26 protein-coding genes are annotated in these 26,580 nt (G+C 65.1%); 16 read left to right on the top strand and 10 right to left on the bottom strand.

From position 1 onward, the window contains the following. Nucleotides 1-156: 156 nt before the first annotated feature. Nucleotides 157-585, top strand: a complete 429-nt coding sequence (locus XH83_RS22845) for a CBS domain-containing protein (RefSeq protein WP_194402982.1) — start codon at nt 157-159, stop codon at nt 583-585. On the opposite strand, the gene XH83_RS22840 is transcribed toward XH83_RS22845, so the two are convergent. Next, nucleotides 586-1,620: a patatin-like phospholipase family protein gene (locus XH83_RS22840; RefSeq protein WP_194402981.1), complete on the bottom strand. Its 1,035-nt coding sequence runs from the start codon at nt 1,618-1,620 to the stop codon at nt 586-588. It abuts the gene before it with no gap. Between the two features lie 274 nt (nt 1,621-1,894). Between XH83_RS22840 and XH83_RS22835 the strand changes: the two genes are divergently transcribed. Together XH83_RS22835 and XH83_RS22830 are read left to right on the top strand one after the other, a co-directional pair. After that, the gene (locus XH83_RS22835; RefSeq protein WP_194402980.1) at nt 1,895-2,968 is read left to right on the top strand and encodes a hypothetical protein; all 1,074 of its coding nucleotides are present in this window, start codon (nt 1,895-1,897) and stop codon (nt 2,966-2,968) included. A 444-nt stretch (nt 2,969-3,412) separates the two neighbouring features. Then, entirely contained in the window at nt 3,413-3,652 is a 240-nt protein-coding gene (locus tag XH83_RS22830; protein WP_246776305.1) for a hypothetical protein, read from the top strand. A 36-nt stretch (nt 3,653-3,688) separates the two neighbouring features. Here XH83_RS22830 and XH83_RS22825 read toward each other — a convergent pair whose 3' ends face one another. Then, entirely contained in the window at nt 3,689-4,681 is a 993-nt protein-coding gene (locus XH83_RS22825) for a zinc-dependent alcohol dehydrogenase family protein (protein WP_305825904.1), read from the bottom strand. Between the two features lie 104 nt (nt 4,682-4,785). Between XH83_RS22825 and XH83_RS22820 the strand changes: the two genes are divergently transcribed. Together XH83_RS22820 and XH83_RS22815 are read left to right on the top strand one after the other, a co-directional pair. Further along, nucleotides 4,786-5,646, top strand: coding sequence for a LysR family transcriptional regulator (locus XH83_RS22820; protein WP_194402979.1), 861 nt, complete (start codon nt 4,786-4,788; stop codon nt 5,644-5,646). Between the two features lie 810 nt (nt 5,647-6,456). Next, nucleotides 6,457-8,919: a bifunctional diguanylate cyclase/phosphodiesterase gene (locus XH83_RS22815; protein WP_194402978.1), complete on the top strand. Its 2,463-nt coding sequence runs from the start codon at nt 6,457-6,459 to the stop codon at nt 8,917-8,919. Here the strand turns inward: XH83_RS22815 and XH83_RS22810 are convergent. Beyond that, nucleotides 8,905-10,173 (bottom strand): serine hydrolase, encoded by a 1,269-nt coding sequence (locus tag XH83_RS22810; RefSeq protein ID WP_194402977.1) that lies wholly within the window; start codon nt 10,171-10,173, stop codon nt 8,905-8,907. The genes XH83_RS22815 and XH83_RS22810 overlap by 15 nt on opposite strands. A 63-nt stretch (nt 10,174-10,236) precedes the next feature. Next, nucleotides 10,237-10,800, bottom strand: coding sequence for a nitroreductase (locus tag XH83_RS22805; RefSeq protein WP_194402976.1), 564 nt, complete (start codon nt 10,798-10,800; stop codon nt 10,237-10,239). A 142-nt stretch (nt 10,801-10,942) separates the two neighbouring features. On the opposite strand from XH83_RS22805, the gene XH83_RS22800 reads away from it, so the two are divergent. Next, nucleotides 10,943-11,245 carry a type II toxin-antitoxin system HigB family toxin gene (locus tag XH83_RS22800; RefSeq protein ID WP_194402975.1) on the top strand — a complete coding sequence of 101 codons (303 nt, stop codon included), beginning with the start codon at nt 10,943-10,945 and terminating at the stop codon, nt 11,243-11,245. Nucleotides 11,246-11,255: 10 nt separating this feature from the next. Next, the gene (locus tag XH83_RS22795) at nt 11,256-11,627 is read left to right on the top strand and encodes a type II toxin-antitoxin system HigA family antitoxin (protein ID WP_194408370.1); all 372 of its coding nucleotides are present in this window, start codon (nt 11,256-11,258) and stop codon (nt 11,625-11,627) included. Nucleotides 11,628-11,633: 6 nt separating this feature from the next. Here XH83_RS22795 and thrS read toward each other — a convergent pair whose 3' ends face one another. Then, nucleotides 11,634-13,679 carry a threonine--tRNA ligase gene (thrS, locus tag XH83_RS22790; RefSeq protein WP_194402974.1) on the bottom strand — a complete coding sequence of 682 codons (2,046 nt, stop codon included), beginning with the start codon at nt 13,677-13,679 and terminating at the stop codon, nt 11,634-11,636. A gap of 187 nt (nt 13,680-13,866) precedes the next feature. On the opposite strand from thrS, the gene XH83_RS22785 reads away from it, so the two are divergent. Together XH83_RS22785 and XH83_RS22780 are read left to right on the top strand one after the other, a co-directional pair. Next, a complete protein-coding gene (locus tag XH83_RS22785) occupies nt 13,867-15,039 on the top strand; it encodes an MFS transporter (RefSeq protein WP_194402973.1) in 1,173 nt (390 codons plus the stop codon). A 90-nt stretch (nt 15,040-15,129) separates the two neighbouring features. Beyond that, complete coding sequence (locus tag XH83_RS22780; RefSeq protein ID WP_194402972.1) at nt 15,130-15,519, top strand: hypothetical protein; 390 nt, start codon at nt 15,130-15,132, stop codon at nt 15,517-15,519. Between the two features lie 48 nt (nt 15,520-15,567). Here the strand turns inward: XH83_RS22780 and XH83_RS22775 are convergent, their stop codons facing one another. Beyond that, nucleotides 15,568-15,894 (bottom strand): GrlR family regulatory protein, encoded by a 327-nt coding sequence (locus tag XH83_RS22775; RefSeq protein WP_194402971.1) that lies wholly within the window; start codon nt 15,892-15,894, stop codon nt 15,568-15,570. Between the two features lie 167 nt (nt 15,895-16,061). Next, nucleotides 16,062-17,384 (bottom strand): alpha/beta hydrolase, encoded by a 1,323-nt coding sequence (locus XH83_RS22770; protein WP_194402970.1) that lies wholly within the window; start codon nt 17,382-17,384, stop codon nt 16,062-16,064. A gap of 319 nt (nt 17,385-17,703) precedes the next feature. Here XH83_RS22770 and XH83_RS22765 point away from each other — a divergent pair, with 319 nt between their 5' ends. Continuing rightward, on the top strand, nt 17,704-19,071 hold the full coding sequence (locus XH83_RS22765) for an APC family permease (protein WP_194402969.1): 1,368 nt from the start codon (nt 17,704-17,706) through the stop codon (nt 19,069-19,071). A 2-nt stretch (nt 19,072-19,073) separates the two neighbouring features. Beyond that, complete coding sequence (locus XH83_RS22760) at nt 19,074-20,288, top strand: hypothetical protein (RefSeq protein ID WP_194402968.1); 1,215 nt, start codon at nt 19,074-19,076, stop codon at nt 20,286-20,288. Here the strand turns inward: XH83_RS22760 and XH83_RS22755 are convergent, their stop codons facing one another. Next, nucleotides 20,289-20,498, bottom strand: a complete 210-nt coding sequence (locus XH83_RS22755) for a hypothetical protein (protein ID WP_194402967.1) — start codon at nt 20,496-20,498, stop codon at nt 20,289-20,291. A gap of 92 nt (nt 20,499-20,590) precedes the next feature. Continuing rightward, nucleotides 20,591-20,929, bottom strand: a complete 339-nt coding sequence (yidD, locus tag XH83_RS22750) for a membrane protein insertion efficiency factor YidD (RefSeq protein WP_194402966.1) — start codon at nt 20,927-20,929, stop codon at nt 20,591-20,593. 228 nt (nt 20,930-21,157) lie between these two features. Between yidD and XH83_RS22745 the strand changes: the two genes are divergently transcribed. Beyond that, a complete protein-coding gene (locus XH83_RS22745; RefSeq protein ID WP_194402965.1) occupies nt 21,158-22,057 on the top strand; it encodes a hypothetical protein in 900 nt (299 codons plus the stop codon). 136 nt (nt 22,058-22,193) lie between these two features. Here XH83_RS22745 and XH83_RS22740 read toward each other — a convergent pair whose 3' ends face one another. Continuing rightward, complete coding sequence (locus tag XH83_RS22740; RefSeq protein WP_126257965.1) at nt 22,194-22,649, bottom strand: iron-sulfur cluster assembly scaffold protein; 456 nt, start codon at nt 22,647-22,649, stop codon at nt 22,194-22,196. A gap of 242 nt (nt 22,650-22,891) precedes the next feature. On the opposite strand from XH83_RS22740, the gene folE reads away from it, so the two are divergent. The 4 genes from folE (at nt 22,892) to XH83_RS22720 (ending at nt 26,565) form a co-directional block, all read left to right on the top strand. Continuing rightward, nucleotides 22,892-23,569, top strand: a complete 678-nt coding sequence (gene folE / locus XH83_RS22735; RefSeq protein ID WP_194402964.1) for a GTP cyclohydrolase I FolE — start codon at nt 22,892-22,894, stop codon at nt 23,567-23,569. Nucleotides 23,570-23,593: 24 nt separating this feature from the next. Beyond that, the gene (gene hisI / locus XH83_RS22730) at nt 23,594-24,016 is read left to right on the top strand and encodes a phosphoribosyl-AMP cyclohydrolase (RefSeq protein WP_194402963.1); all 423 of its coding nucleotides are present in this window, start codon (nt 23,594-23,596) and stop codon (nt 24,014-24,016) included. A 108-nt stretch (nt 24,017-24,124) separates the two neighbouring features. After that, nucleotides 24,125-25,186, top strand: coding sequence for a lytic transglycosylase domain-containing protein (locus XH83_RS22725; RefSeq protein ID WP_194402962.1), 1,062 nt, complete (start codon nt 24,125-24,127; stop codon nt 25,184-25,186). 203 nt (nt 25,187-25,389) lie between these two features. Then, on the top strand, nt 25,390-26,565 hold the full coding sequence (locus XH83_RS22720; RefSeq protein ID WP_194402961.1) for a DUF2336 domain-containing protein: 1,176 nt from the start codon (nt 25,390-25,392) through the stop codon (nt 26,563-26,565). Nucleotides 26,566-26,580 lie beyond the last annotated feature (15 nt).

Raw genomic sequence — 26,580 nt, 5'->3', positions numbered from 1 at the left:
ATCATTTCCGCGAAGAATGTTCCGAAGCGACAAGCCCATAGAGGCAACGCTTCGACAAGCGCGCGAGCATGCAACCCGCGCCGAAACTGTTAGTTGAAGACTCGAAGAACAAGTCCTGACCGCCAAGGCGGACGGCTCGGATTCAGGGAGGCGACAATGACGGTACGTTCCATTCTCAACACCAAGGGCCACCAGATCATGAGCGTCGAGCCCGACGCCAAGCTGGCGACCGCGGTCAAGCTGCTCGGCGAGAAGAAGATCGGTGCGGTGCTGGTGATGAACCAGAGCCGGCTCGAAGGCATCCTGTCGGAGCGCGACATCGTGCGCGTGCTCGGCGAGCGCGGCGCCGCCGTCCTGGAAGAGCCGGTGGCTCAGGTCATGACCCGCAAGGTCGTCACCTGCAAGGAGACCGATACGGTCGCCGAGCTCATGGAGATGATGACATCGGGCAAGTTCCGCCATCTGCCCGTGATCGACAACGGCAAGGTGGTTGGCCTGATCTCGATCGGCGACATCGTCAAGCGCCGGGTCCAGGAATACGAGTCCGAGCAGGAAGCCCTGCGCGACTACATCAAGACCGCCTGATCAGGCGCCATCGTCCGCTTTCGGCGCGTGCCCCGCGGGCGCCGGCGCCAGCACATCGATCGCCTCCTGGATGGAGTCCAGCGCGCGCTCGGCGGCGCGCGCACCGTGGGCGATCAGGTCCTCGGAGCGATGGAAGTCGAACCAGCCGAACTGGCCGATCCGTGGCGAGATCAGCAGATCCGGGGGATCGCCGGCGAGGCGGGCGCGGGTGATGCGGTCCTGCATGATGTTGAAGGCATCGACCATCACCGAGGAGATGCCGGGCCGGCCGTTGCCGCCGAAGAATTCGCGCTTCATGGTCCTCTCGGGAGAGAATAGCCGCGGGAAGCGCCGCTTGGCCGCCGGTTCTTCCGCCTCCGGCACCACCGGGGTGGGCGGTGCGCCATGCGAATGGATCGTCGTGGAATGGGTGAAGATGTCGCTGGAAAGATTTGCGGCGATGACGATTTCGGCGCCGAGCGCGCGGGCGGCCGAGACCGGCACGGGATTGACCAGCGCGCCGTCGACCAGCCAGCGGTCGCCGATCAGCATGGGCTGGAAGATCCCGGGCAGCGCGTAGGACGCGCGCATCGCATCGACCAGGCGGCCACGCGTCAGCCAGATCTCATGGCCGGTGCGGACTTCGGTCGCGACGCTCGCGAATTTCACCGGTAAATCCTCGATCAAGGTCTGCCCAACCGCGTCCTCAAGGCGGCCCGCAAGCTTCTCGCCGCCGAGCAGGCCGGATCCATTGAGGCGGATGTCGAGATAGCCGAGGATGTTGCGCATGCCTTGCAGGCTGCGCCCCCAATCTTCGAACGTCTCGAGCCGCCCGGCCGCATGCAGGCCGCCGACCACGGCGCCGATGGAGGTGCCGACCACGACGTCGGGCACGATGCCGTTGGCAAGCAGGGTCCTGAGGATTCCGATATGGGCAAAGCCGCGCGCCGCGCCGCCGCCGAGGGCAAGGCCGATGACGGGACGGCGGGTGGGGCCAAGGCCAATCTTCTCGCCGTTCGAGCCGTTTGCGCCGCGCCCCTTCAAGATGTCCAGCACCGAAACTCTCCTACGCCGGGGCCAAGGCTGCGGCTCAAGGCTGCGGCCAAGCCCGTATCATTAGACTAGGCACCGCACTCGCACTCCGCCATCCCGGGCGCGAAGCATGGTTTATGCCGCTTTGGGGAGGGCACCGGGCAGGAGTATGGCGAGGGGCGATTGCCTCACGACTAATCACGCAGGCGTCAACCGGGTTCCACAGAACGAACCGGCACCGTATTTCCTTGGGTTTCAGAGGCTTGAATTTGCCGCGTTTTCGGTGAAAAGCAGGAGCATGACACGCGGGGGTGACGGCATCATCGGATGGCGGCGCAGCGGCAGGCTGCTGCCGGCGCTGATCCTTGCCGCGTGCCTCGTTACCTCAGGCCAAAACGCTGCACGGGCGCAGCTTTTCTCCGATCGCCCGCCGCCGGTGCCGCCGGCTTCGGTGCCGGACCCCGGCGGCGCCGTCAACCTGGCGCCGCCCTCCGGGCTTGGCGCCGGTCCCCCGAGCCTGCCATCGACCCTGATGCAGCCGAACACGCCCAGCATGCCGCCGCCCGCGGTCACCACCGTGCCGCCGGCCGCGCCGCTCAATGCGGCCGTGCCCGGACAGGGCGTGCTGTCGCTGACCGCGAAATACGGCAAGGACACGCCGGCGATCACCAGCGGTCTGGTCTGGCGTGTCTTCGCCGACCGTCCGGATGAGAACGGCACCTTCAAGCTGATCCGCGAGGACCGCAACGCCTCGCCCAACATCGTGCTGCCGCCCGGCAACTACGTCGTGCACGTCGCCTTTGGCCTCGTCAGCGCGGTGCGCACCGTCAGCCTGAAGGCCGAGACCGACCGCGAATCCTTCGTGCTGCCGGCCGGCGGCCTGCGCATCGAGGGCCGGGTCGGCACCAGCCGCATTCCGCAGAACCAGATCTCGTTCGCGATCTACAAGGGCAGCCAGTTCGAATCCGGCGAGCGCGCCTCGCTGGTGCCGAACGTCGCCGCCGGCGACGTCGTGCTGATCCCGGAAGGCACCTACTACATCATCTCCAACTATGGCGACGCCAACTCGGTGGTGCGTTCGGACATTCGCGTCCAGGCCGGCAAGCTCACCGACGTCACCATCACCCACCGCGCCGCCGTGATCACGCTCAAGCTGGTCAGCGACAAGGGCGGCGAGGCGCTCGCCAACACCGCCTGGTCGGTGCTGACCCCCGGCGGCGACGTCATCAAGGAATCGATCGGCGCCTTTCCGCGCGTCGTGCTCTCCGAAGGCGAATACCGCGCCATCGCCAAGAACGAGGGCAAGGTCTACGAGCGCGGCTTCAACGTCGTGAACGGCGTCGACGGCGAAGTCGAAGTCGTCGCGCGGTAGTTTTCGTGTCCCGGACGCGATGCGGCACGACATGCCGCTCCGCAGAGCCGGGGCCAAGACGGCGCGGCGCCGATCCGGTCGATGGGCTCCCGGCTCTTCATCATCCAACAGCGTCCGCAATATCGTACCGCACTTCTCATCCAGCGCACGCAAATCCGGCCGGACGCCCATCCAGCCAGGGCGCTGCTCGACCGCCAATTTCGCTCCACGAAAGTCCGGTGCTCCCCGACCTTTGCCCCTGTGCTACCGATTTGAATACGCGCCAGCGCGACAAGGCGATGCTGCGAGATCGATGAACACCGGCGCCGCCGGCTTATTCCGCGCCTCGCGCGTTCATCACAGCCGGTGAAAGATACGTATTTCCGATCATCAATTTTATTCTCTTTCCACTCCGCTGGGCTATATGTCGGACATCCGTCAAATGGGGGAGGCCGGAGCAGGCTTGTGGGTCTGCGAGACCGGCGGGGAGCAGGGACCAAGCTCGTCGACATGTTCGAAGTGATCCTCACCAGGCGCAAGCGGTTTGGCTGGCGATGGCAGGTATGCGACCAGTCCGGCAAGATCTTTGCCGACGGCTTCGAGCGCACCCGGCCGTCGGCCAAATATCATGGCGAGCGCGCGTTGTTCTTCCTGTTGTCGCAGGCTTACTTGCGCAACCGCTCGGCTGCGTCCAGCGAGGATTAGCGGCGGAGCGCAGCTCCATCCGCGCGACAAGCTCACTCAGATCTCGACGACCAGCTTGCCCTTGGCGGCGTGGTCTCGGATCAGCGCATAGGCCTCGCCGACGCTCTCCATCGTAAAGCGCCTGGCGTCGAGCAGCGGCACGAGCTTGCCGGCCTCGACGAGGCCCGTGGCCTCCGTCATGATCTCCCCGTGATGGGCGCGGCCTTCGCCCGACAGCAGCGGCAGCAGCGTGAACACGCCGGAATAGGTGGCGGCGCGGAACGACAGTGGCGCAAGCGCATGCGTCCCCCAGCCGAGTGCGCTCACCACATGGCCGAAGCGGCGCACCGCTTCAAAGGAGGCGTCGAGCACCTTGCCGCCGACGGTGTCGTAGACGATGTCGAAGCCGCGGCCGCCGGTATGCTGCGCAAGGTAGGCTTCGACCGGACTGTCGCGATCGATGAACACGGCGCCGAAGCCTTCGATCGTGGCGCGCTGCGACGCCGAGCCGGTTGCGAACACGTCCGCTCCGAATGCGCGCGCGATCTGGATCGCGACATGGCCGACGCCGCCTGCGCCGCCGTGGATCAAGACCTTCTGGCCGGCCTTCAACGCCGCGCGGTCGATCAGGCCTTCCCAGGCCGTGATGACGATCAAGGGCAGGGCGGCAGCTTCCCGCATGCTGAGATTGGCGGGCTTCAATGCCAGGAGGTCGGCATCGACAGCGGCGAATTCGGCCAGCGATCCCGGCACGCCGCCGACGCCACCGGTCATGCCGTAGACCTCGTCGCCGACCTTGAACCGGGTCACCTCACGCCCCGTGCGTTCGACCACGCCGGCGAGATCGATCCCGGGGATCGCCGGCAGCGAATGGCGCGCATGCGCGGCCGTGCCGGCATGGATCTTGGTGTCGAGCGGATTGACCCCGCTCGCGCGCACCCGCACCAGCACCTCGCGCGGCCCGATCTCGGGCCTTGAAATCGTCGCGAGGCGTAAGGGGGTGTTGTGAGCCTCCAGGACGCCAGCGCGCATCGTCAATTGTGTCGACATGACCGTCTTGCTCCGTTGTCGGCCTCCAATATGCTCATGAAATTTTGCATGGGAAGGAACAAGGCTGTACGATCCTCATACAGTTTTGTATGGCGGGGATTCTGATGGACTGGAGCGATCTGCGCATCTTCCTGGCGATTGCCCGCGAAGGCACCCTCGGCGCCGCCGCGCGCAAGATCGGCCAGACCCAACCGACGATGGGCCGGCGGCTTCGCGCGCTCGAGACAGCGCTGGGACAGACATTGTTCCAGCGCACGGCGGATGGTTTCGTGCTGACCGACGAGGGCACCGCCGTGCTCCGCCACGCCGAACGGATCGAGGACGAGGCGCTCGCGCTGGAGCGACATGTGTCGGGTGCGGAGACGCAGCTCGACGGCCTGTTGCGCCTGTCGTCGTCGGACTGGTTCGGGACGGTGATGCTGTCGCCGGTGATCGCAGCGTTCGGCAAGCGTCACCCCAAGGTGACGGTGGAACTCCTGACCGATGCGCGGCTCTACAGCCTGCCGCGGCGCGAGGCCGACCTGGTCTTCCGCATCAAGCCGTTCAGCGAGCCCGAGGTGATCTCCAGAAAGCTGCTGCACATTCCCTACGCGCTCTATGGCAAGAAGGGCAGCAAGCCGCCGCGCGCCGGCGACGGCAGCGCTGTCCGCGTCGTCACCATGAATGCCGAGTTCGCCGACATGCCGGACGCGGTCTGGCTGAAGCGCACGCTGCCGAATGCGCAGATCGCCTCGCGCAGCAACAATAGGCAGGCGCAGGCCGAGCTATGTGCGAGCGGCGGTGGACTGGCGGTGCTGCCGCGTCTGCTCGGCGATCGCGACCGCCGCCTCGTCGCGCTCGACATCGGCACGGCGCCGCCCGGCCGCGACACCTATGTCGGTTATCACCGCGATCTCAGACGTCTTGCCCGCCTGCGCGCGCTGCTTGACCTCGTGATCGAGAGGTTGGCTGCCAGGGCTCCGTAGGCAGGCAGCCTGCGGCCACAATCCCTTGCGTTGCCCGACGGGCGAAACACCCGAGCTATGGGTCAACGCTCGTCGCCGAAAATACTCCACTTCAACGAAATTCGGAAAGCGCGTATGTGTCGCGGCAACCCGGCCCAAGGAAGACGGGCGTATCGCGATCGTCACGAACGCGGGTCGGGCGGCGGTGGACGCTGATTGCATCGGCGCGAAAGAGTCTTGCAGGGCGGGCAACCGTGAGCAAGGCACCTCGCGCATACGACCGGTGTGATCGGCGTACGGCAAAATCGTGTGGTCCTGGCGCCCGCAGTCTGTGCGTCAAGTCTTGTGGTGATGCGGCGGCCCGACCGGGCACGTGCATCAGCGATCCGCAAGGCGACGGGGGCAATAGTGCATCGCTCCCCGAGGAGAGCGCGACATAAGCCGTAAGACCACTGCGCAGGGAAGGCCGGATGCTCGGCTCCACCTGTATGCCGCTGTGCAAATTCTTGTTGCCACCTTTCGCACAGTGGACCGTGGGTGCCCGGCCGGCACCCGGTCTTCCCTGCGCCCTCTTTCAATGGGCGTGATGCGACCAGGCAAAGCTCGGGCGAATGAGCCGCGAGGATGCGAAGGTGTGTCTGTCGTTGAGAAGTGCTACGCGCTGCGCGTCCGGCTCGCCTTCGCGCGACCGTCATAGTCTCTAATCCGCACTAACCAACACCCGACTTAAAACTGTCATAATCGCTGAATGGAACCCACGCTCGCGCGCTCTTTACACGTCGTTAAGTGCGCCTGCATTGGATGCGCCCGGAAAGTGCGTTGGGGGCTGCCATGAATGCTGCGAAGAAGATGCCGGGAAAACCGTCCGCTGAAATGTTCGACGACATCCCGGTACTGCAGCGCAAATGGCGTGCCGCGTTGAAGCCGGGTGACCGGCTGCCGCGCTACGAGGACGTCATGCTCGGCAGTCTCGGACGGCTTGCCGATCACATCGCGCTCCTGAGGAACGATGGCGCGCTCGAGCTGTCGCGCAGCGGACGTTACGTGCAGGAATGGCTCGGTGAGGAGAGCTGGGACATTCCGGTTTCGGATCTGTCGCCCGATTGCGCCACGGCGCTGACGGAAGCCGCCACCATTGCGCTGACGACGGGACAGCCGCATCACGCCAGCGCGTATTGCGTGCGCGACGGCATGGTCAGGACTTACGACTTGCTGGCGCTGCCGACGGCCTCGCGCTGGGGCGCCACGCTGGTCGGCGCCTATATCAACGAGCGCGGCACGCAGTACAATCTGCTGGACGCGATCTTCGCCTCGACTGACGACGCGGTGATCTCGCTCACGACCTTGCGCGATGCCGGCGGCAAGCCGTTCGATCTTCAGGTCGTGCATCACAACAACAGCGCAGGCGCATTGTTGAAGGTTGCGAGCGGAAGCCTGTTGTGGCGGCGGATCGGCGAGGAGACCACGCTGCTGGCTCTGCCCGAGGTCATGGACTTTCTGCTCAAGGCCGTCGCGGGCGGCCGCGGCGAGCAGCTCGAGATCGAGAGCGAGGGGCGGCATCTCCGTCTCAGTGCCACGGCCTTCGCGGACGTGGTCTCGCTGACGATCTCCGATGTCACCGCGTTGAAACGGCGGGACGCCTCGTTCCGCCTGCTGTTCGACAACAACCCGATGCCGATGTGGGTGTTCGACGCGCAGACCAAGCAATTCCTTGGCGTCAACGACGCCGCTGTCCAGCATTACGGCTACAGCTGCGCCACCTTCCTGCGCATGAAGTTGCACGAGATCTGGCCGGAGGACGAGTGGGAAAGCCACGCCGAGGCGCTGGAGCGCGTCGGCGACGCCTATCATTCCTCGCGCAACTGGCGGCACCTGCGCTCCGACGGCAGCGAGATCGAAGTGCTCACCTTCGGCCGCCGCGTGGCCTTCGATGATCGCGACGGTTATCTGGTCGCGGTGGTCGACATCACCGAGCGGCGCAAGGCCGAGGCGCGCATCGCGCACATGGCGCACCATGACGGGCTCACCGACCTGCCGAACCGCGAATATTTTCAGGAGCGGCTGAAGCAGGCCCTGGACCAGGCCGGGGACAAGCGCGTCGGCGTTCTCTACATCGACCTGGACCTGTTCAAGAACATCAACGATTCCTTCGGTCATCCCGTCGGCGATCGCCTGCTCAAGGACGTCGCCGGGCGCCTGACCAAGGCGGTCCGCGGCGCCAGTCTCGCGGCCCGGCTCGGCGGCGACGAGTTCGCGGTGATCCTCAGTGCCGACGTCTCGCCAAACGAGGCCAGCGCCTGCGCGAGCCTGCTGATCGACATGCTGAAGGCGCCCTATGATCTCGACGGCCAGGAGATGGTGATCGGCGCCAGCATCGGCATCGCGCTGTCGCCCGGCGACGGCACGACGCCGGGGGAGCTGATGCGCAATGCCGACATGGCGCTGTACCGGGCAAAGTCCGATGGCGGCGGCGTGCACCATTTCTTCGAACGCGAGATGGACCTGCAGGCGCAGAAGCGCCGCGACCTGGAGCTCGATCTGCGCCGCGCCTTCGCCAATGGCGAGTTCGAGCTGCACTACCAGCCGCTGGTGACGATCGCATCCGACCGCATCTCAGGCTTCGAATCGCTGCTGCGCTGGCGTCATCCCGACAAGGGCATGATCTCGCCGGCGGAGTTCATTCCCGTCGCCGAGGACATCGGCCTCATCACCCAGTTGGGGGAGTGGGTGCTGCGCGAGGCCTGCGCCGAGGCGGTGAAATGGCCTGCCGATGTCAAAGTCGCGGTCAATCTGTCGCCGGCGCAATTCCGCAGCCGCAATTTGGTGCAGGTGGTGATCTCGGCTCTCGCGCAGTCCGGCCTGTCGCCGCGACGGCTCGAGCTCGAAATCACCGAGTCGATCTTCCTGGCCGAGACCGACGCCAATCTCGCAATCCTGCACCAATTGCGCGAGCTCGGCGTCGGCATTTCCATGGATGATTTCGGCACGGGCTATTCCAGCCTCAGCTATTTGCGCAGCTTCCCGTTCGACAAGATCAAGATCGACCGTTCGTTCGTGAAGGACCTGGCGCAGCGGCCCGATTGCAGCGCGATCGTGCGCGCGATCTCCGGCCTCGGCCGCAGCCTCAACATCACGACGACGGCCGAGGGCGTCGAGACCGAGGATCAACTCGACTGGCTTCGCGCCGAAGGCTGCAACGAGGTGCAGGGTTTTCTGTTCAGCGCGGCGCGGCCCGCGGCCGAGATCGCCAAGCTGCTCGCCGATTTCGGTCAGCGCGCCTCACGGGCGGCGTAGCCCCTCGGGGTAGCAGTCGTACACCAGCGCCTTGAAGGCGGGCGTGATGCGGCTGCGCTCGTTCTGGGTCTGCTGCATCATGAGGTAGACCATGTCGAGCTTGGGATCGACGCCGAAATAGGTGCCGCTCCCTGAGTCCCATTTCAATTCGCCGAGCGAGCCCGGCGGCGGCGGTTTCGCGTTGCCGGGATCGGTCCGTACCGCAAGGCCATAGCCATAGCCGAAGCCGTCGCCCGGAAAATAGAAGTAGTCGCGTCCGACGCCGGAGCCGGGGCCGATATGATCGGTCGTCATCGCCTTGAAGGCGGCCGGGCTCAGATAGCGCTTGCCCTCGAACTCGCCGCCGTTGAGCAGCATCTGCGAGAAGCGCTGATAGTCGGTGATGGTCGAGAGCAGGCCGCCGCCGCCGGACTGCCATTCGGGATGGTCGAGACGCTCGCGCTCGGCGGCGAGCAGGATGAAATCGTTCGGCAGCGGCCGCGCCATCCGCGCCAGCTCGTCCTCCGTCGCCAGAGCGAATTTGGTGCTGGTCATGCCGAGCGGATCGAAGATGCGTGCCTTCAGGAATTCGTACAGCGTCTGGCCCGAGATGATCTCGATGACAGCGCCGAGCACGTCGGTGGAATGGCCGTAGCGCCACAGGGTTCCCGGCTGCCGCGCCAGCGGCAGCTTGGCGATGCGGTCGGCGAACTCCCTGTTGTTGAATTGGCCTTCGAAAATGTTGGCGGCCTTGTAGGCCTGCTCGACCCATTTGCCACCGATGTAATCGTAGCTGATGCCCGAGGTGTGCCGCAGCAGGTCCTCGATGTTGACGGGCCGGACCGGCGGCACGAGGTCGAGCTCCAGCTTGCCGTCGGGCAGGGTGACCTCGAGGCCGACCTTGGTGCCCGCGAACAGCGGGACGTATTTCGACACGGGATCGGTGAGCGCGAGCTTGCCCTCGTCGATCAGCATCATCGCGCCGAGGCAGGTGATCGGCTTGGTCATCGAGTGGATGGCGAAGACCGTATCGGGCGTCATGGCAAGGCCCGTCCGGGTGTCGCGCACGCCGAATGTCTTGAGATAGACCGGTTTGCCGTGCTGCTGCACCAGGATCACGGCGCCCGGCAGCCGGCCGCTCGTCACCTCGTCGTTGAAATACGCCGTGATGCGGTCGAGCCCGTCCGGCGACGGGGCGGGGATGTCGGCAGCGCGGCTTTGCGCCATCGTGCCGGCGAGCATCGCGGCCCCGACCAGAAATTCACGACGTCTCATCCGACCTTCCTCCCTCGGCGCGATCAAAGCCGCAAGACGCGAGAGGCGTCAACACGACATCGCTTAAAAACGCGTCACGATTTCCGAAAGGAACGGTCGCGGACGGTCTTCGCTCGGCTTGGTCGGCTTGCCCACGTGAATGAAGCCGGCGAGCTTCTCGTCCGGCTTGAGGCCGAGGCCGTCGAGCACGTCGCGATCGAACGAGAACCAGCCGGTCAGCCAGCAGGCGCCGTAGCCGAGCGCGGTCGCGGCCGTGACGATGTTCATGGCGCTGGCGCCCGCCGACAATTCCTGCTCGAACGCCGGCACTTTCGGATGCGGCTTGGTGAAGCTGACGATGCCGATCACCAGCGGCGCATCCATGAGGCGCTTGCGCTCGATCTCGACGTCGGCCGCCGGCGCGCAGGGATTCTTCCGGGCAAAGACGTTTGCGATCACCTCGCCGGCACGCTGGCGGGCATCTCCCTCGAAGATGATGAAGCGCCAGGGGGCGAGCTTGCCATGATCAGGCACGCGCGCGCCAATGGTGAGGATGGTCTCGAGCTCGGCCGCAGAGGGGCCGGGCCCGGTCATCTCGCGCGGCTTGACCGAGCGGCGGGTCTTCAGAAGTTCGATGGCGTCGGGCACGGGGCGTCCTTATGGCTTGCTACTTCCGCCCGGAGATAGGCATGGCAGACGACGAATGGAAGAGATTTTAGAGGGATTATGAGTCTACTGGCCCGGCCAGAAAGTTGTGGTCCCAATTTGGGACTATGCTAAGATGAATAGAATGAGGATCATAGCGCTCAGCACGATCAAGGCATTTCTCGATCGGGCGAGCGAGCCTTCCGACGCTCGCGAACCTCTGATGGCTTGGTTTCGGCAGGTCAAGCGGGCCGATTGGGCGAAGCCCGCGGACGTCAAGCGAGATATCAGAACCGCTAGCATCCTCAGGGATGGCCGCGTCGTCTTCAACGTCGCCGGCAACAAATATCGTGTCGTGGTCTGGATCAATTACCCATACCGCGTAGTCTATGTCCGCTTTGTCGGAACGCATCGGCAATACGACGCAATCGATGCGCAAACCATTTAGAAGGTCGATGATGGAAATCGCGCCAATCAAGTCTAACCGGGATTATCGTCGCGCCCTCAAAGAGATCGAGACGTTGATGAGTGCGCGCCGAAACTCGCCTGAGGGCGATCGGCTTGATGTGCTTGTGACGCTCGTGGAGGCGTGGGAGCGTAAGCATTACCGGCTCGATCTGCCGGATCCGGTAGAAGCCATTAAGTATCATATGGAGCAGAGCGGCCTGCAGCCAAGGGACTTGATTCCCTTTATCGGCAGCCGCAATCGGGTTCACGAGGTGCTCAACCGGCGGCGCGAATTGACGCTCAGCATGATCCGACGCCTGCATGAGGGGCTCGGCATTCCGGCCGAGTCCCTCATTAAAGTTGGGCAAGACAGGGCGGCTTGAACGACGTCAGGCGGTCCCGCGCGCTCGCTTCACATCCGGCGGCGTCGCCTCGTCGACCAGCGCGGCGATCGCCTCGGCGGTCGTCATCACCTTCTGGCCGTCGCTGCCGAGCCGGCGGACCGAGACCGAATGCGTCTCGGCCTCCTTTTTGCCGACCACGAGCAGCGCCGGGATCTTGGCCAGCGAGTGCTCGCGGACCTTGTAGTTGATCTTTTCGTTGCGCAGGTCGATCTCGACCCGAAGCCCGGCGCGCCGAGCCTGCTCCATCACCACCTTGGCGTATTCGTCGCCTTCCGAAGTGATGGTGGTGACCACCGCCTGCACCGGCGACAGCCAGAGCGGGAAGTTGCCGGCATAGTGCTCGATCAGGATGCCGATATAGCGCTCCATCGAGCCGCAGATCGCGCGGTGCACCATCACGGGCGGTTTCTTGCCGCCGTCATGGTCGATGTAGAACGCACCGAACCGCTCCGGCAGGTTGAAGTCGACTTGCGTGGTGCCGCACTGCCAGTCGCGGCCGATGGCGTCGCGCAGCACGTATTCGAACTTCGGTCCGTAGAAGGCGCCTTCGCCCGGGTTGATCTCGGTCCTGATGTGGTTGTTCTGCGTCTGGATTTCGCGCAGCACCGTCGCCATCACGCGCTCGGCGTGATCCCACATCTCGTCCGTGCCGACGCGCTTTTCCGGCCGGGTCGACAGCTTCACGGTGAGATCGCCGGTGAAGCCGAAATCGGCATAGGTCGACAGGATCAGGTCGTTGATCTTCAAGCATTCCTCGGCAAGCTGGTCCTCGGTGCAGAAGATGTGCGCGTCGTCCTGGGTGAAGCCGCGCACGCGCATCAAGCCGTGCATGGCGCCCGAGGGCTCGTAGCGATGCACCACGCCGAACTCGGCGAGGCGCAAGGGCAGGTCGCGGTAGCTCTTCAGGCCGTGCTTGAAGATCTGCACGTGGCCGGGGCAGTTCATCGGCTTCAGCGCAAACCAGCGCTTGTCCTCCGCCTCGTCGCCGGCCGACTGCGCCGCGAACATGTTCTCGCGATACCAGCCCCAATGGCCCGAGGTCTCCCACAGCACCTTGTCGAGGATCTGCGGCGCGTTGACCTCGCTGTAATCGCCGGTCAGGCGGCGGCGCATATAGGCGATGAGCTGCTGGAAGATGGTCCAGCCCTTCGGGTGCCAGAACACGACGCCCGGACCTTCCTCCTGGAAGTGGAAGAGGTCCAGCTCGCGCCCGAGCTTGCGATGGTCGCGTTTCTCGGCTTCCTCGATCTGCTTGAGATAAGCGTCGAGGTCCTCCTGCTTGGCGAAGGCGGTGCCGTAGATGCGGGTCAGCATCGGGTTGTTGCTGTCGCCCCGCCAATAGGCGCCGGCAACCTTCATCAGCTTGAACGCGTTACCGACCTTGCCGGTCGAGGTCATGTGCGGGCCGCGGCACAAATCGAACCAGTCGCCCTGGTAGTAGATCTTGATCGGCTCGGTGCCGGGAATGGCATCGACCAGCTCGACCTTGAAGGCCTCGCCCTTGTCGCGGAACACCTGTTTGGTTTTCTCGCGGTCCCAGACTTCCTTGGTGAAAGGCTTGTCGCGCGCGATGATCTCGCGCATCTTTTTCTCGATCGCGGCAAAGTCTTCCGGCGTGAACGGCTCGTTGCGGAAGAAGTCGTAGTAGAAGCCGTTCTCGATCACCGGACCGATGGTGACCTGCGTGCCCGGCCACAGCGTCTGCACGGCTTCGGCGAGCACGTGGGCGCAATCGTGGCGGATCAATTCCAGCGCGCGCGGGTCGTCGCGGTTGACGAGCTCGATCTTGGCATCGTCCTCGATGGGATCGTTGAGGTCGGTGAGCACGCCGTCGAGCGCCATCGCAACCGTGCGCTTGGCCAGCGACGGCGAGATGCCCTTGGCGATATCGAGGCCCGTGATGCTCTTGTCGTATTCGCGCTTGGCGCCGTCGGGGAAGGTGAGGGTGATTTTGGCGGCTGGGGTCACGGGCTTGAGATTGGAGAGGCTGTACTGGAAGCCGGACTCGGATTTGGGGGGCTGTTCGGTCATTGCTTTTCTCCTGAGGCTCACTCCTGCGAACGAGCGCAGGTAAGCGGGAACGAGCGATATATCAGGCGATTCGGCCTGCGCAATCCGGCAATTCCAAGAAATCGGCGCGCAAAAGCCGGGGCCTGGCACGAACTATTTCGAGCAACGGGGCTTTAACGGGCGGCGGGCCTGCTCTACATGCACTTGCATGGAAAAATCCCCTGCCGCCGGCCGTTTCGCGCCAACTGCCCTCATGCTTGGCAATCTCGTCACCGGCTGCTCCGTGCTGGCCCCGGCGGGCATGCTGCCGGAGTTGGCGAGGGGGCTCGACATCAGCATTCATGCCGCCGGGCTGCTGATCACCTTCGGCGCGGTGACGCTGTGCATCGGCTCGCCGCTGACGGCCTGGCTGACCAGCCGCATCGAACGGCGCACGCTGCTGACGACGACGCTCGCGGTGCTCGCGCTCGGCAATCTCGCCTCGGCCCTTGCGCCCGGCTACACCAGCCTCCTCGTCATCCGTCTCGTGATGCTCGCCGTCGGTGCGCTCTATACGCCGCAGGCTGCCGGCACCGCGGCGATGATCGTGCCGACTGAGCGGCGCGGCAGCACCATCGCCTATATCTTTCTCGGCTGGTCGCTGGCTGCCGCCGTCGGCTTGCCGCTGATCACCTTCATCGCCAGCCGCTACGGCTGGCAGGCGGCCTATGGCGGGATCGGCGCGCTCGGTTGTCTCAGCGTCCTGCTGTTGCTGCTGCGCTTGCCGGCGGGCTTGAAGGGGGTGCCGGTGGATCTGAAGACCTGGCGCGAGGTCGGCCGCGACAAGACAATTCTGCTGCTGCTCGCGATCACCATGCTGCAGATGTCGGGGCAGTTCGTGGTGTTCACCTTCATGGGTCCGCTGCTGGGCAAGCTCACCGGCGCCGGCCCCGATGCGATCGGCATGGTGTTCGCGCTCTACGGTGTCTGCGGCTTCCTCGGCGTCGTCATCGCCACCCGCATCGTCGACAGTTGGGGGCCTTATCGCACGTCGCTGCTGTTCGCCTGCCTGCTGCTGACCGGCATCGCCGGCTGGGCGATCGGCGCAGGCGCGCTTGCCTTCATGGCGGCCGGGGTCGCGGTCTGGGGTCTCGGTTTTGCCTCGACCAATTCGATGCAGCAGGTGCGGCTGGTTGCGGCCGCGCCGCCCCTGGCATCGGCGACCGTCGCGCTCAACACGTCGGTCCTCTATATCGGCCAGGCCGTCGGCTCCGCCATCGGGGGATTGTTGTTCGCCCGCGAGCTCCTGCATACGCTCGGCTTCGTTGCAGTCGGTTTCGTCGTGCTGGCGCTGATCCTGATCGTCCTGACCCGGCCCCATCGGGTTGCCGCCGCGGCCTGACTGCCGCGTTTCCTGTGCGCAAGGTGCTTGGCAAACCGCGCGCGGGAGCGCTAGAAGGCCGGTCATGGGGACCAAAGAGAGTTGACTGAAATGAGGATGATTCTGGCGGTTGCCGCGGTGCTCTATTCAGCCTCCGCGTTTGCGCAAGCCGACAAGCCACCGATGGTCGGGGACAAGCCCTTGGTGCAGGTCAAGCCCAAGGGTACCAAGGCGGGGACCAAGGAAGCGGCGGCGAAGCCGGCTGCGGCGCCGAAGGGCAAGCCGCAGTCGATCGCGGTGCGGCTCCAGGCCTGCCTGGAGCTCGATGACGGCACCAAGGACCGGCTGAACTGCTACGACGCCATTATCCCGCCGGCGCCGAAGCCGAAACCGGCGAAGGCCAAGGGCTACGCCGATTGCAAATTCTTCAAGGAAGAGGACGAGCGGCTCGCCTGCTACAACGGCTTCGCCGAGAGCATCCCGAAGCTGCCCAAGAGCTGAGGCTGCTAGACCTGAGGCTGCAAGAGCAGAGGCTGGATCGGCTGAGGCTCAGTCGCTGATCCGGCTGAGCACGGCCCGGAAGGCAACGCCCGGCGCCTGCAGTGCGTTGCCCTCGAATTCCGCGGTGTCGCCGTCCTCCCGGCCGGCGAGCGCCAGCGTGATCCGGTCGACGCCAAACAGCGCCTTGAAGGACGGGTCGTCATTGTAGCGCTGGGTCGAGATCTTGACCTTGATGCTGTCGCCTTCGCCCGTATAGGTGCCGATGAAGGCGAAGGCGGAATTGCCCCCGCGCATCCTGCCATCCATCACATAGACGACGCCGCAGCCCGTTCCGTGCACGGTGTGGAAGTCGACCTTGTACAATCCCTGACGCACTGCCGCCCCCGCAGAATTCCAATCACAAACCGGCCGGCAAAGTATGAGCCTTGCCGGCGGAAGCAATCCGGCGGCTTCCGGGGATTTCGGCCATCAACATCACATTTTGATCAAAGCCTGCGAGAATTGCAGGCAACGCAGCCGAATACCGCCGCGCGCAAAATCGGTTAGCGGCTCGCCGCCGACGGATTGGTGGAGGCCACCCGCGTCACCGCCAGCGCTGGCGTCGCAGCCATCTTCACCAGCACGTCCTTGAGCGGATCCCGCGTCCAGGCGCGGGTGACATAGTCGCGATGGGTGATGCCGTCGGCGGTCTCGACGAACACCACGCTGCCTGGACGGAGCGGCTCATCCATGTCCTCGGCGACGCTGATGCCTTTCTGGCGGAGCGTGCTCATCAGCTCGCGGTCGCGCCGCGCCGTGCCGCGGGTGTAGGCGCTGACGAAGAAGCCGGAACGATGGCTCTCGATCCAGGATGCGAACTTGTCCATTTCGCCATAGACGGCGTCGAGCAGCACGACGCCGCGGACGCGGTCGCTGATGCCGCCGACCTCCAGGCTCCAGGCCGTCGGCAGGAAGCCGCCGCTATAGCCGACGATCACGATCGGCATGTTGGCAAAGGCGCGCGCGCTGTTGGGATCGCCGGTGACGCGGGCGAGGTGGTCGGCCGATTCCGCCATGAAGCGCTTGAAGCCGCCCGGTTGCCAGAACTTGCCGGCGCTGGAATCGGCGGCATCGACGGCCATCTGCGGTGCAAGCAGCACGGCATTGGCGCCGGAATCGGTGATCTGCTTGGGCACCAGCTGGCGATCGCGCACGTCGCGTTCGAGCGTTGCGCCGTTGCCGTGGAAGAACACCACGATCACGCCCGGCTTACGCACGTCGAAATGCTCGGGCACGTGCACCAGCACGCGGCTGTCATTGTAGGTCTCGTCCTGCCAGAACACGCGACCGGAATAGCTGCGATGACCGCGGCGGTCGCCCTTGGAGATGTTGAGGAACGGCGCGTCGGAGGCGGGGTTGTTGCCGAAATAGGGGAAGGCCGACGACTTCATGCTGACGAGGGTCGTCAAATCGTCGCGTGGCGAACGCTTATAGGGGACCTGCGGCTCGAGCGATGCGACCTTGTAGGGCGCCTGCTCCGGCGGCTGGTGCTGTACGGCGTGCTTGGGCGAGAAGTCCGACATCTGCCGTTGCAGGAGACTTTCGCTCGCCGACGGGAAGCGCTCCCTGAACTGGGGGGCCGGGAAGCGATCCTCGAACGTGTCGCCGCTCGCGACTTGGGTGTTGGTCTTGACGACCACCTGCACATTGGCCTGCGAGTTCGCCGCGAGCGCCGCCGGGTTCGGCGCCTTGCCGCATTGAACCAGCGTCAGCGACAGCGGCACCAAGGCTGAGATCAGGCAGGCCGGGAGCGCACGACCGCGCCGACCGGACGGTGTCCGATCAGCACGATCATCAGCTCTCGGTTTCGGAACGGCCCCGACCATCCACCCATGACCCCAAAGTCACGTCCATCGGCATTATTGAGACAATTGAGCCGACCGGCGTTTAGGCGACGTTAAGCGTCCGGAGAAACTTCCCCACATCCGGAACGCTCAAAAGGACCACGCAATCGTGTCCTGATTGTGGGGAGAAGGAGCGGGACTTTCCGGTGCTCGGCGGCCTTTTCGTCTGACAGCGGGGATAAGCGGTGCTGAAATACCCGCTGCCGCTGCCTCATTTAACCCTTGTTAACCCTGCTTGAATTGACTGGGCCAAACTGCACGATGCGCCCGCGAGGCGAGACGCCTCGGCTTAAGGACCCCGATGACGGCATCAGATGCGGGAACGGCACCCTGGACTGGCCGGCTGACCGGAGGCGGGACAGGGGTCTCGGTTCTGGTCGCAACCGCCATCGTGGTGGCCGACATGATCGGGGTCGGCGTCTTCACCAGCCTCGGCTTCCAGGTCAAGGATATCCCGTCCGGCTTCTCGATCCTGCTGCTGTGGACCGTCGGCGGCATCGTCGCGCTCTGCGGCGTGTTCGCCTACAGCGAGCTCGGGGCGATGTTTCCGCGCTCGAGCGGCGAGTACAATTTCCTCGGCCGTGCCTATCATCCGGCTTTCGGCTTTCTCGCCGGCTGGGTGTCGGCGACGGTGGGCTTCGCAGCGCCGGTCGCGCTTGCCGCGATGGCGTTCGGCGAATACGCCAAGTCGGTCGTGCCAGACCTGCCGCCGATCCCGCTTGCCATCGCCGTGGTGTGGCTGGTCTCGCTGGTGCAACTGACCGGCGTCAGGCACTCCTCGACCTTCCAGCTGATCTCGACCATCATCAAGGTTGCCCTGATCGTCGCCTTCCTGGTCGCCGGCTTCGTCATCGGCGTGCCGCAGCCGATCGCCTTCACACCGCAGGCCGGCGATCTCGCCCATATCGTCAGCGCGCCCTTCGCGATCGGGCTCGTCTTCGTGATGTATTCGTTCTCGGGCTGGAATGCCGCGACCTACATCATCGGCGAGATGAACATGCCGCAGCGGGACCTGCCGCGTGCGCTGCTCGCGGGCACGCTGATCGTGCTCGTCCTGTACGTCGCGCTGAACGCAGTGTTTCTCTACTCGACGCCGGTTGGCGCGCTCGCCGGCCAGCTCGATGTCGCCAGCGTCGCCGGCAGTGCCATCTTCGGCGGTCTCGGCGGCAGGATCGTCGGGGCGATGATCTGTTTCGGCCTGATCTCCTCGATCTCCGCGATGATGTGGATCGGCCCGCGCGTGATGATGACGATGGGGGAGGACATTCCGGCCCTGCGCGTGTTCTCGAAGCGATCGACGAGCGGCGCGCCGGCCTATGCCATCCTGTTTCAGCTCGCGATCGCCAACCTTCTGCTGTTCACGCGCAGCTTCGAGGCGGTGCTCGACTTCATCCAATTTGCACTGCTGTTCTGCTCGTTCTTCACCGTCGCCGGCGTCATCAAGCTGCGCATCACCGATCCCGACTTGCCGAGGCCCTATCGCGCCTGGGGATACCCGTTCACGCCGCTGGTTTTCCTGCTCGTGACCGGGTTCATGATGTACTACCTGTTGACCGAGCGGCCTGTGCAGTCGCTCTCGGGGATGCTCGTCATGCTCTCGGGCCTGTTGATTTATGCTGTTTTCCGCAGGCGGCCGGTCGCTGCTGGCCATTCACATCATCGCGAATAGATATGTTTCGACCCCTCAGAATCGTGGCCGTCGCTCTTGCCTTGCTGGCTGCGGCCGTCTCGTCCGCCCGTGCCGCCGACGTCACTTTCGATGACACCGCGCGCTTCCTTGCGGGCATGCAGCCTTCGGCGGACTCGCCGCTGCTGCCGCTCACGAGGGATCCCGGCTGGCAGCGCCACGCAAAATTCTTCGACGGCGCCTTCGCCCAGCTCGAACAGCGCCAGCTCTCGAAGATCCGCGATTGGGCCGACGTCAATCTCGCCGCGCCCCGGCCGACCATGTTCTACATGTTCAGCGGCCCCGATTTCCTTTACGCCAACGCCTTCTATTCCAAGGCCAGCACCTACGTGCTCGGCGCGCTGGAGCCGGTCGGCGCCGTGCCCGATCTGACGCGGCTGCCGCGCGGCTCGGTCGGTGCCGCGCTCTACAATGTCGAGCGTTCGCTCGGCTCGATCCTGAGCTTTTCCTTTTTCATCACCAAGCAGATGAAGGTCGACCTGCACGCCAACCAGGTCAACGGCACCTTGCCAATCCTCTATGTCTTCCTCGCGCGCTCGGGCAAGACCATCCGCAACGTCGAGATGATCGCGCTCGACGACAAGGGGGCAGTGCATGTCGGCGACGACAATCCCGGGCGTAACGCGACGCGCGGCGTCCGCATCACCTTTGCAGGCCCCGATGGCGAAGCGCGCACGCTGTATTATTTCTCGACCGACCTTTCCAATGCCGGCGCGCGCAACACCGGCTTCCTGAAGTTTTGCGAGACGCTGGGGCCCGGCAACAGCCTGCTCAAGAGTGCATCCTATCTTCTGCACAAGAGCGATTTCGCGGTGGTCCGCGACTGGCTGCTCGCCAACAGCGCCACCATTATCCAGGACGATTCCGGCATTCCGCTCGCGAACTACGGCGCCCGGCAATGGCGGTTCTTCCCGTTCGGCCGCTATCTCGGGCCGATCGGCGAATTCCCCGGCCGCTACCAGGAGCGCTACGCCGAGCTGTTCACACGCGCCCAGCCGATCGACTTTGGCGTCGGCTACCGCTGGCGGATGCATGAGTCGAACTTGTTGCTGGCGGTGAGGGTGCCGGGCACCGAAACGCCGCCGGGCGGGGAGGCCACCTCGTCGGCCGATCCGACGCCGAAGCCGCCGCGTCCGAAACGGCTGCGGCCGCCCGAGCCGATTCCGCCGCCGCCCGGGCGCTTCTACTGGTTTCGCTGATTACCAGTGCACGTTCTGGCTCGGCACGATGAACGCCGTCGTGCTCGCCGGTGTCGCAAGGCTCGATGCCAGATACCAGCCGGAGCCGAGCACGAGCGCCAGCAAGGCGACGATCGCGAGCAGGTCCATGGTTCTGGGATCGTGATGCCGCCTGGAGCCGGGGGTGGGCCCAAGCTTGGCGTGAATATGAGGGCTGATTTTCCAGCGCATTGTTGTTTCCTCCCGGGGGAGCATCGAAACAACGCGGGAAGATTGTCTCAGGTTCCGCTCAGGCTACCGATGCACTAAGCATCGCAGCAATCTCAGGATGCATTGACCCCGCGCCAGCGGCCGTAGCGCCATGGCAGATACCAGCGCGCACCTTGCGGCGCGGTGAGCGGTACGTTGTCGATGCCCGAGGTGCCGAAGGGATTGCAGCGGAGCAGCCGCGCGAGCGTCATCCAGCCGCCGGCCCAGAGCCCGAACCGTTCGATCGCCTCGTCGCCATAGACAGAGCAGGTCGGCAGATGCCGGCAGTTGTAACCGACCAGGGGCGAGAGCGTATGTCGGTAGAGCCAGATCAGTGCCCGGCCGAATCTGCGTGGGAGCCGAAGCGCCCCTTCGACCGAACTGGAACAATGCCCGCAGGCTGAATGCTTCATGTGCGCCGTGATGCGATGTTGAGCGAAGGATTGCGCGGTTCCGCGGCAGGGAACTGTAAGCTGTTGTTTCCACGCCATATTTTGCGTGCTTTTTGAGAGCAGTGCAGCAAGTGCCTATGGACGATCTGTATTCGCCCGGATACCATTTTTGTGACGTCCATGTGTAGACTCATCGGACGCTAAACGGGGCTTGCCTGAATCGCTTTGGGGCTTGGGGAAGGGACCAGTTTGAAAGTTCTGACGTCGCTCAATCTTCGCGGCTGGTTGCTGGTGGGAACCGCCGTCTGTGGAGTCGTGCTGGCTGGCGCCGTTGCGACACTCGGGTCGTCGGCCCGCGCCGGTGCTGTGCTCGAAGAGCGCAAGCTGCCGATGAAGTTCAACTGGGTCGCCTGCGAGCCGAACTGCCGCGGCTGGGTCAGCGCGGTCGGCATCATCACCGCCGATACCCCGAAGGATTTCGAGGAGTTTTCTCGCGGCCGCCAGCTCGGCGGCGCCACTGTGGTGCTCGATTCCAGCGGCGGCTCGGTCAATGACGCGATCACGCTCGGCCGTCGCTTCCGCAATCTCGGCCTCCTGACCACCGTCGGCGTCAGCCTCCGCGGCGGGCAGTCGGCTCGTCCGGCGGTCGCGCCCGAGGCCTATTGCGAATCCATGTGCGTGTTCCTGCTGCTGGCCGGCAAGAAGCGCTACGTGCCGGAAGCTGCCCATGTCCGGGTTCACCAGATCTGGATGGGGGATCGCGCCGATGATGCCAAGGCGGCGAGCTACAGCGCGCAGGACCTGATGATTGTGGAGCGGGACATCGGCCGTCTCGCCAAATACACGTTCGACATGGGCGGAGCGGGCGACCTGCTGTCGCTCGCGCTCAGCGTTCCGCCCTGGGAAGACCTGCATGAACTGGACGCCGGCGAGCTCAAGCTCACCAATCTCGTGACGACCGATCTCGTGGCCGACGTGCTGCCGCATGTGGACATTTCCGCGCCGGCGATGGCGGAGCTTGCTCCGAAGACGCAGGCAAGATTTGGCGTGGAACCGGAGCAGGCAGCCAAGTCGACCAAGACGGCGGAAGCCGTGGTGCCAACGGGCGGCGTGGCTGCCGCGCCGACCGCTGCGGCGACGCCGAAGTAAGCTCTTCGATCTGGCTTGTCATTCCGGGGCGAGCGTAGCGCTGACTATGGTGCGCAATTGCGCGCCTGAGAATCTCGCGCTGCAATCTCGGGGATCCAGGTCCGTCGCTTTGCGACGCCCCGAAACGGCGCGGCGCTTACCCCTGCGCCGCGGCCGGCTGCTTGGCTTTGGCCTCGATCTGGCCGATGGCATCGACCACGGCATCGAAGGTCAGCAGCGTCGAGGCATGGCGGGCCTTGTAGTCGCGGACAGGCTCGAGGAATTTGATCTCCTCCCATTTGCCTTCCGGCGGCGCGCCGTTCTCCTTCAGCATCTTGCGAACAGTTTCGCGTAACTCACGGAGTTCGCTCGCAGTCGAGCCGACAACCCGACTTGCCATGATGGATGAGGAGGCTTGTCCGAGTGCGCACGCCTTCACGTCATGGGCGAAGTCGGTGACGGTATCTCCGGTCATCTTGAGGTCGACCTTGACGGTCGAGCCGCACAGCTTGGAGTGAGCGGTGGCGGAGGCATCGGGGTCCGGCAGCCGTCCGAGGCGCGGAATATTCCCGGCGAGTTCGATGATCCGCTTGTTGTAGATGTCGTTCAGCATGTGATGGAGTCCAGCACTTCCGCGCCCGATCGGCCTTGGCGGGCGCCATTCAGGGTCCTATATAGGGGCGGAACTGGTGGAAAAACAGTCCAGCGGTGCAAGGCGGTGATCCGGATCTGCGCCGCCAGCGTTGTCAGCTCAGGACCTTTTGCGCCAAAACTGTTCTCTTCAGGCGTCCGGCGGCTTGGCCGCCCCGTCTGCCGGTGACACTCCGGCCGTTAAGGCCGTCGAACGGAGTCGATATGGACGCGACAATCAAGCCGATCCGCCCCAACAAGCTGCCGGAGAGCCGTCCGGCCGAGCTTGATCCCGCCGAATTCCTCGCGGCCGCCGTCCGTGCCGACCAGCCGCGCCCGGCGCGCGCCGAGGCGGAAGCGGCGGTGAAGACGCTGCTCGCCTATATCGGCGAGAACACCGAGCGTGAGGGCCTGCTCGACACGCCGCGCCGCGTCGTCGAAGCCTTCGACGAGCTGTATCAGGGCTATCACCAGTGTCCGGCCGAGGTGCTGGACCGCACCTTCGGCGAGACCGCCGGCTACGACGATTTCGTGCTAGTGCGCGACATCGAGTTCACCTCGCAGTGCGAGCATCACATGATGCCGTTCTACGGCAAGGCGCACATCGCCTACACGCCGGTGGAGCGCGTCGTCGGACTGTCGAAGCTCGCCCGCCTCACCGACATCTTCGCCCGCAGGCTCCAGACCCAGGAGCATCTGACGGCGCAGATCGCCGCCGCCATCGACGAGGTCCTCAAGCCGCGCGGCGTTGCCGTGCTGATCGAGGCCGAGCATACCTGCATGTCGGTGCGCGGCGTCGCCAAGCATGGCGCCTCCACCTTCACCAGCCGCTTCACCGGCATGTTCCGCGACAATCCGGCGGAGCAAGCCCGCTTCCTGTCCCTGGTGCGAGGCACGCGCTGACCTCGCGAATAGATCGGCAAGGTCGTGTCCGCCCACTCCCATGAGACCGAGGAAGGTCTCGCCTTCCTGCCCAAGTTCGACGCCAGCGGCCTCGTGACCGTCGTCGCGACCGACGTTGCCACCGGCGACGTCCTGATGGTCGCGCACATGAACGACGAGGCACTGCGCAAGACGATCGCTACCGGCGAGGCCTGGTACTTCAGCCGCTCGCGCAATGCCTTGTGGCGAAAAGGTGAGACCTCGGGTCAGACCCAGCGCGTGATCGAGATGCGCACCGATTGCGACCAGGACGCAGTCTGGATCCGTGTCGAGCAGATCGGGGCTGCCTGCCACACCGGGCGACGCTCGTGCTTCTATCGCAAGGTCGAGGGCGAGGGCGGCGGCGCCAAGCTGGTCTTCACCGATGCGGAGCGGCTGTTCGATCCGGATGCGGTCTACAAGAAGTAGCTCGCTGCATTCCGGGGCACGCGAAGCGCGAGCCCGGGATGAGGGTGAGGGCTGAATTAACCCCGCATTAACCATACCTGTCCCACGGTGAAACGACAGGCGTCCGAATTGCCGGCGCCGCTCAACGCCGCACGGGGCGGGCACTTCATCATGTCGGTCGACAATTCCAGTGCCACGCAGACGGTCGGTCTCGATCCGACGCGGGCGCGCGTCGCCGGTGCGATCAAGCAGGCCTCGAACGTCAGCGGCGTCAGCTTCCAGTACATGCTGACCACCGCCAAGATGGAATCGGATTTCGATCCCACGGCAGGGGCCACCACCTCGTCCGCGCATGGGCTCTACCAGTTCATCGACCAGACCTGGCTCGGCACCGTGAAGGAGGCCGGCACCCAGCTCGGCTACGGCAACTATTCCGACGCCATCACCAGGACGTCGTCGGGCGGCTACAGCGTGGATGATCCCGCGATGAAGCGGTCGATCATGAAGCTGCGTGACGATCCGGAAGCCGCCTCCAGCATGGCGGCGGCGCTGACGCAGTCGAACAGCTTCAAGCTCACCGGCCTGCTCGGGCGCAGGCCGAGCGACAGCGAACTCTACATGGCGCATTTCATGGGCGTCGGCGGCGCCGCAAAACTGATCGCGAATGCCGAGGACAATCCGCAAGCGGTCGGTGCGCGGCTGTTTCCGAACGCCGCCTCCGCCAACCGCTCGATCTTCTACGCCAAGGACGGCCGCGCCCGCAGCGTCTCCGAAGTCTATTCGGTGCTGGACGCGCGCTATGCCAGCGCGGCCAATTCGAAGGTGACCCGCAGCGCGATGGCGATGTATGGCGGCACGCCGTCGACGACGCAGGTTGCGAGCGCGAATGGGGTGCAGCCCACCGCGCCGATGGTCGACAACGCTGCTTATCTCCAGACCTTCCCCAACACGAACGCCGTGACGCCAGTCAGTGCGACATCGCCGACAACGGTCGCGGACAATACGCCGACAACGCCGGCCTTCCGCTCGATCTATCAGCCCGGCGATACCACGCAGCCGGTCTCGACCACCGTGCAGAAATTGTGGGGCAACAACGCCTCGCTCACCTCGGTCGCCTCAGCTGCGCCTGACGTGCGGCCGCCGCAGCCGCTCGATCTCTTCAGCGATCGCAACGGCACGTTCTCGAGCTAGGTCTCGCGTCCCTTACGCGCAGCAGCGCGAAGCGCTGCTGCGCTACGTCCGGGGGCACGCATCCCAAGCGGCTTTGTTCCCTTAACAAATCCTCAACAAAACCAGCCAGTTATGGTGAACGCTTTGTTAAGCGTCGTGGTTTATTTTGTGTTGCAGGTGACGAGCCGTCACCCTTTTCGTTTGTTGTGTAAGCCGGAAGCAGCATGATTGTTCGGCAGTTCATCAATTGGATCAGAACGGCGCCCGCCGGCGAGCGGGCCGAGGCAACACGGGCGTTGGCCCGGGCCTGGCTGATCTCAGACCTTTCGACAGGCGACCGCATCGCCGCCGAAGGCGCGCTGTTGATGCAGCTCGACGATCCCTCGCCCCTGGTGCGGCAGGCCATGGCCGAGGCCTTTGCGCGCAGCCTCGATGCTCCGGCGTCGATCGTGCGGGCGCTGTCGGCGGACCAGCCGACCGTCGCGCTGCCCGTGCTCGAACATTCTCCGCTGCTGATCGACGCCGATCTCGTCGATATCGTCGCCACCGGCAATGACGAGGTGCAATGCGCGGTCGCCCGCCGCATCGCGCTGCCGGTCTCGGTCTGCGCTGCCATCGCCGAAGTCGGCTGCGCCGCGGCGGCGCTCGAGCTGATCGAAAATCCCCATGCCGAACTTGCGCCGTTCTCGTGGAATCGCATCGTCGAGCGCCATGGCCATCTCGCCGCGATCCGCGAGGCGATGCTGGTGCTGGATGACCTGCCGTCCGCAACCCGCGCCGCGCTGGTGGCAAAACTCTCCGAGACGCTCGCGCAATTCGTCGTGGCGCGGAACTGGCTGAGCGCCGACCGTGCCGACCGCATCACGATCGAGGCGCGCGACCGCTCCACCATCAACATCGCGGCGCGCTCGCGCGGCGAGGACATGCAGGGCCTGGTGCATCATCTGCGCGTCACGGGCCAGCTGACGGCCGGCCTGATCCTGCGCGCGCTGTTGTCGAGCAATCTCGACCTGTTCGACGCGGCACTCGCCGAGCTTGCCGATCTGCCGCTGGCGCGCGTCTCCGCGCTGCTGCATGACCGCGGCGGCAACAGCCTGCACGCGCTGCTCCGGCGCGCCGGGCTTCCGGAGGCGACGTTTGCGGCATTCCAGGTCGCGCTCGATGCCTGCCACGAGCAGGGCTTCGTCGACAGCGACGATGGTGCGGTCCGGCTGCGCCGTCGCATGGTCGAGCGTGTGCTCACCCATTGCGAGACCGACCGCGGCGTCGCCGAGCCGTTGATGGTCCTGCTGCGCCGCTTCGCCACCGAATCGGCGCGGGAAGAGGCACGGCTGTTCTGCGACGAGCTGGCCGCGGATGATGCGGTCGACCCGGTGTACGACGATCTGATCGCGGCGTGATGCCGTAGGGTGCGG

Source organism: Bradyrhizobium sp. CCBAU 53351 (assembly GCF_015291745.1).
Lineage (GTDB): Bacteria > Pseudomonadota > Alphaproteobacteria > Rhizobiales > Xanthobacteraceae > Bradyrhizobium.
The sequence above is the reverse complement of the archived record's forward strand: the minus strand, read 5'-3'. Positions and strand labels throughout refer to the sequence as shown.